This window comes from Microcystis sp. LEGE 00066 (assembly GCF_015207925.1).
Taxonomy (GTDB): Bacteria; Cyanobacteriota; Cyanobacteriia; order Cyanobacteriales; family Microcystaceae; genus Microcystis; species Microcystis ichthyoblabe_A.
Map to the genome: position 1 here is coordinate 1 of NZ_JADEVX010000227.1, position 5,898 is coordinate 5,898.

Sequence of the window (5,898 nt, forward strand, 5' to 3'; positions counted from 1 at the left end):
CCCCACACCCTGTCCCCACAAAAAACTTTTTGCCGCAAACCCTAATTAGCAATTCTGGCCAGATTCTAACTGACTGCTCAAAAATAGCCTACCCCCTACACCCCGGCTATCTCGATCGAGACAGCAGAGGTGTAGAATGAAAATACTGAGCGAGGCTAGAGAAAGGAGAGGGACTCTTGATAATCGTCATCGATAACTATGATAGTTTTACCTACAATTTGGTCCAGTATTTGGGAGAATTAGCCTCCGAGTTCCCGATCGCCTTGCCGATCGAGGTCTATCGTAATGATAAAATCGATCTGGCCACGATCGAACAAATGCGGCCGGATGGGATTGTCATTTCCCCCGGTCCTGGTCGTCCGGTCGATGCGGGCATATCTCTGGAATTAATCGCCAAATTTGGCCCCCATTTGCCGATTTTGGGGGTCTGTCTGGGTCATCAAAGTATCGGTCAGGTATTCGGGGGGGATGTGGTCTCGGCCCCGGTCTTGATGCACGGCAAAACTTCCCCAATCTATCACAACAGTGAAGGGGTATTTCAAGGCTTAGAAAATCCTTTTACTGCCACCCGTTACCATAGTTTAGTGATCGATCGCTCCACCATGCCGGATAATTTAGAGATCACGGCCTGGGTGGAAGATGGCACGGTCATGGGAGTCCGTCATCGGGATTACCCCCAGATTCAAGGGGTACAATTCCATCCCGAAAGTATTTTAACCACTGCCGGCAAGGAACTTTTAAGAAACTTTCTCCGATCCCTCTAGTGTTTACTAATCCCCAACCCCTGAAATTAACCCTAACTTGATTAATTCTGCATCCACATTTATGAAAAGGCGAGATTTTATCTTATCGGCGGGGACAAGTTTCTTAACCGTGACAGTAAGCTCAGTTTTAGCGGAAACTAAACCCAAACCAACTAACCCCACTCCCGCTCAAAAACCCGATGATTCCCTCTTAGTTCAATGGTTGGGTCATAGTTGCTTTTTATTCACCGGAGGAGGACAAAGAGTCCTAGTTAATCCTTTCCGGGCCATTGGTTGTACGGCGGGTTTTCCTTTGCCAAAAGTAGAAGCAGATATCGTTTTAATTAGTAGTCAACTCTGGGATGAAGGGGCCGCCGAGGGTTTACCCGGTAATCCGAAAATTTTGTTTGAGCCGGGGGCCTACGATCTGGGTAAATTAAAATTCCAGGGTATTAGTATCGCCCATGATCGCATGGGTGGGCAACGTTTCGGCATGAATGTGGCCTGGCGTTGGACCCAGGCGGGGATTAGTATTGTCCATTTAGGAGGGGCAGCAGCCCCGCTCGAATTAGAACAAAGAATTCTGCTGGGTTCGCCGGATTTAGCTTTTATTCCCGTGGGAGGTGGTCCAAAAAATTATAATCCCCAAGAAGCAAAACAGGCGATCGAAGTTTTACAACCGCGAATAGCTGTCCCGACGCAATACTTCACCAGTGCCGCCGATAAAAATGCCTGTGAATTGGTGTCTGTAGATGAGTTTCTCAAGTTAGTCAAGGATAAAAATATCCGTTTAATCGGGGACAATAAATTACGGATTCGTGCCGCCGATTTACCGAAAAAAGGGACGCTCATTCGCGTGTTTGACTACCGCAATCTGTTACAGAAATCCTAACTTTTAGGAGCCATTGACCTAGGACTGCTTTAGAGCATCTCCTAGTTCTCTAAAAACTGCTTTAACAATCTTATTAAAAATGTTTTTGCTGAAAGAATATCGCTCTTTTTTTAGACAGGGATGGACAATTGCAGTTTTACTAATTGCCCTGCTTGTTTCCCTGCCAATTTTATCGGTGGCCAGTAGTTTATTAACTAACTCCAGTCAAGTCTGGCAACATCTGATCGAAACTGTTCTCTGGGATTATCTAGTTAATTCTTTTTGGTTAATGGGCGGGGTGGGCAGCGGCGTTTTAATCATCGGTGTCGGCACTGCTTGGTTAATAACGATGTGTCAATTTCCCGGTCGTCAACAATTTCAATGGTTATTATTACTACCCCTTGCCGCTCCTGCCTATCTCTTGGCCTATACTTATACCAATATGATGGACTATTTTGGTCCGGTGCAGACGTTCTTAAGAAGTGTTTTCGGTTGGAATAGTGTCGAAGATTATTGGTTTCCTAATATCCGTTCTCTTTGGGGGGGGATTCTGATGTTAATACTGGTGCTTTATCCCTACGTTTATCTGTTAGCAAGGGTCGGTTTTTTAGAACAATCTGTCTGCACAGTGGAGGCAAGTCGCTCCCTGGGATGTAATCCTTGGCGCAGTTTTTTTACCGTCGCTTTACCCCTAACAAGACCGGCAATTATGGCAGGATTAGCCCTAGCTTTAATGGAAACTCTAAACGATTTTGGTACGGTGCAGTATTTCGGTATTAATGCTTTTACTACGGGAATTTATAATACTTGGTTCGGTATGGGCGATCGCATAGCAGCGGGACAGTTATCAACAGTTTTAATGGTATTTATCCTCGTTTTAGTTTTCCTTGAACAATCCTCCCGTCGTCAAGCTCGTTACTATGAAATGACCAATCGTTTCCAGTCACCGACTAAGTACGAACTAGGATTTATTCGGAGTTTTTTGGCAATGATCTCCTGTTTTGTGCCGGTATTTTTGGGGTTTATTGCCCCTGCTTTTTATCTAGCTTATCTAGCCTTTAATCATGCCCAAGAAACTTTTAATAATGACTTTTTTAGTCTCTCGGGAAACAGTTTTTTTCTGGCTAGTTTAAGCGCAATTATTGCGGTGGTTTTAGCTTTAATTCTCGCCTACGGGGAAAGACTTAATCCGAATAAAACTCTTAAGGGTTCTGTGCGGATTGCGGCTGCTGGTTATGCTATCCCCGGCATTGTTATCGCCGTGGGGGTTTTAATTCCTCTCGGCCAATTAGATAACTTTTTCAATCAAGGATTAAATATCAATTTAATTCTGAGCGGCACGATTTTCTGTCTAATTTTTGCCTATATTGTCCGGTTTTTAGCCGTAGCTTTTTCCACGTTAGAATCGAGCTTAAGTAAAATTAAACCTAGTTTAGATGATGCTTCCCGCAGCCTTGGCTATGGCACCAGTGCCACTTTAATTAAAGTGCATATTCCTCTTTTGTCGGGGGGATTATTGACGGCGGCTATGTTAGTTTTTGTCGATGTGATGAAGGAATTACCCGCTACTTTGGTGTTAAGACCTTTTAATTTTGATACCCTAGCGGTGCGCGTTTATCAATACGCCAGTGATGAACGTTTGGTGGAAGCGGCGGCACCAGCCCTGGCCATTGTCCTAGTGGGATTAATTCCGGTAATTTTTTTAAGTTGGCAAATTTCCCGACGGGCGATCGATTAAAGTGGTGGTCGATTCCTGGACCAGTTGGCGATCGGCCAGCAGCTTAGTTCTATAGTTTAGTACAAAATAATGTTACAGTTCTTGACAAGACTACTAGAGAGGGGGGGTGTCAGTGATAGGATTCCCTAAAACCCCTTTTCTTTATTTGTGTAGAGAGAACAACATCCTATGACAGAACTTTCTGGAAAAGCTCCTAAGTTCGGTGGCAGCACGGGCGGTTTACTCGCCAAAGCCGATCTGGAAGAAAAGTACGCCATCACCTGGACAAGCAGCAAAGAACAAGTCTTTGAAATGCCCACCGGTGGCGCCGCTATCATGAACGAAGGCGAAAATCTCCTCTATTTGGCCCGCAAAGAACACGCGCTCGCTCTTGGTACCCAATTCCGGACGAAATTTAAGCCCAAAATCGAAGATTACAAAATCTATCGGATTTATCCCAGTGGTGAAGTGCAGTATCTCCACCCTGCTGATGGTGTCTTCCCCGAAAAAGTTAACGCTGGTCGTGAATTTTTCGGCAAAAAAGACCGCAATATCGGCAAAAACCCCGAACCAGCGACAATTAAGTTCTCTGGTGTCACTCCCTACGAAGCATAAATAAACCCTAAAATCGAGGGTGGGGAGTTAGATTTAGAAGCTATTTAGCCCCAAGATTTGACTTCCGACTCTCGATTTCTCTGATCGCAATCAATTGCTAGTTAGGGTTTGCTGAAAAAGTCTTTCTTGGGGTTAGGGGTCAGTATTCAGGAGATTGCTTTTATTTATTCTCCTAAGTAGCTGGTTATAATTAAATTAAACATGGATTTTAGATTCGATCCCCCCTGCCCCCCTTGATAAGGGGGGTGCCGATCCCCCCTTAATCCCCCCTTGATAAGGGGGGTGTCTGACAACTTTTAACACCTACCTACTTATCTACCCTGATCCCCAGTTCTTCATAATTTATAATTCATAATTCATAATTCCTTCCGTTTCCTGAACCATCAAAATATGATCTTCCCCGACTTCGATCGCTTTCGTGAACTGGCTGGCCAAGGTAACTTTATTCCTGTCTATCAAGAATGGGTCGCTGACCTAGAAACACCCGTTTCGGCCTGGTATAAAGTTTGTGCCGATCAAGCCTACAATTTTTTATTAGAGTCGGTGGAAGGGGGCGAAACCTTGGGACGCTACAGCTTTTTAGGCGGCGATCCCGTCTGGGTATTGGAAGCGCGGGGAAACACCACCACCCAAACTTTTCGCAATGGTTCTCAAGAGATTTTTTCGGGGGATCCTTTCGAGATTTTAACTCAATGTTTAGCCCCGATTGTGCCGGTTAAATTGCCGCAATTACCCGCCGGAATAGGGGGTTTATTTGGTTTTTGGGGTTATGAATTAATTAATTGGATTGAACCGCGAGTGCCCATTTATCCCGGTACCGATGCCGATCTACCAGATGGTATTTGGATGCAGGTGGATAATCTGATTATTTTCGATCAAGTTAAACGGAAAATTTGGGTGATCGCTTATGCCGATATTCGGGGTAAAAATCCCGATTTAGCAGCCGCTTATCAAGCGGCCTGCGATCGAGTGACACAGTTAGTTCTGAAGTTACGATTACCCCTACCAACTAATGCCAAAACCCTAGAATTATTACCAGTTGGTCAGGGAAAAGAATTAGTCTATGAAAGCAATACAACTCAGGAAAAATTCTGTCAAAATGTCCTAAAAGCCAAGGATTATATCAAAGCGGGGGATATTTTTCAGGTGGTTATTTCCCAGCGTTTAAATGCCAATTATCATGGTCATCCCTTCGATTTATATCGTTCCTTGCGTCTGATTAACCCTTCTCCCTACATGGCTTTTTATAACTTTAAGGATTGGCAAATTATTGGCTCTAGTCCTGAAGTGATGGTTAAGGCAGAACGGGACGAATTAGGTAAAATAAGAGCCACTGTCAGACCAATTGCTGGCACCCGTCGCCGGGGACAAAACTTCGGTGAAGATCAAGCTTTAGCAATAGATTTATTGCAAGATCCCAAAGAAATTGCCGAGCATATTATGTTAGTGGATTTGGGGAGAAATGATCTAGGTCGGGTGTGCGATCGAGGTACGGTCAAAGTGGACGAATTAATGATAATTGAACGTTATTCCCACGTTATGCACATTGTTAGTAATGTGGTGGGGGATTTAGCCACCAATAAAAGTGCTTGGGATTTATTAAAAGCCTGTTTTCCGGCGGGAACCGTCAGTGGGGCCCCGAAAATTCGCGCCATGGAAATTATCCATGAATTAGAACCCTGTCGTCGTGGTCCCTATTCAGGGGTTTATGGTTACTACGATTTCGAGGGACAGTTAAATAGTGCCATCACAATTCGTACTATGATTGTTCGTCCCCAAGGTAATCAAAATTATCTGGTTTCTGTGCAAGCGGGAGCGGGGTTAGTAGCCGATTCTGAGCCGGAGAAAGAGTATGAAGAAACCCTCAACAAAGCGAGGGGTTTATTGGAGGCAATTCGCTGTTTAAGTTAGGGTTTGCTGAAAAAGCTTTTCCTGGGGGCAGGGTGTGGGGT

The 5,898-nt window shown here is 44.6% G+C and carries 5 protein-coding genes; all 5 read left to right on the forward strand.

Annotated elements, in window-relative coordinates; all coding sequences use genetic code 11:
• The first annotated feature begins 176 nt into the window (after window positions 1–176).
• The 5 genes from IQ224_RS20865 (at window position 177) to trpE (ending at window position 5,857) form a co-directional block, all read left to right on the forward strand.
• Window positions 177–764 carry an aminodeoxychorismate/anthranilate synthase component II gene (locus IQ224_RS20865; RefSeq protein ID WP_002740387.1) on the forward strand — a complete coding sequence of 196 codons (588 nt, stop codon included), beginning with the start codon at window positions 177–179 and terminating at the stop codon, window positions 762–764.
• A 61-nt stretch (window positions 765–825) separates the two neighbouring features.
• Window positions 826–1,635, forward strand: a complete 810-nt coding sequence (locus IQ224_RS20870) for an MBL fold metallo-hydrolase (RefSeq protein ID WP_002740395.1) — start codon at window positions 826–828, stop codon at window positions 1,633–1,635.
• 79 nt (window positions 1,636–1,714) lie between these two features.
• A complete protein-coding gene (locus IQ224_RS20875) occupies window positions 1,715–3,352 on the forward strand; it encodes an iron ABC transporter permease (protein ID WP_002740396.1) in 1,638 nt (545 codons plus the stop codon).
• 168 nt (window positions 3,353–3,520) lie between these two features.
• Complete coding sequence (locus tag IQ224_RS20880) at window positions 3,521–3,946, forward strand: photosystem I reaction center subunit II PsaD (RefSeq protein ID WP_002740397.1); 426 nt, start codon at window positions 3,521–3,523, stop codon at window positions 3,944–3,946.
• Between the two features lie 390 nt (window positions 3,947–4,336).
• Entirely contained in the window at window positions 4,337–5,857 is a 1,521-nt protein-coding gene (trpE, locus tag IQ224_RS20885) for an anthranilate synthase component I (protein WP_002740399.1), read from the forward strand.
• The last annotated feature ends 41 nt before the right edge of the window (window positions 5,858–5,898 follow it).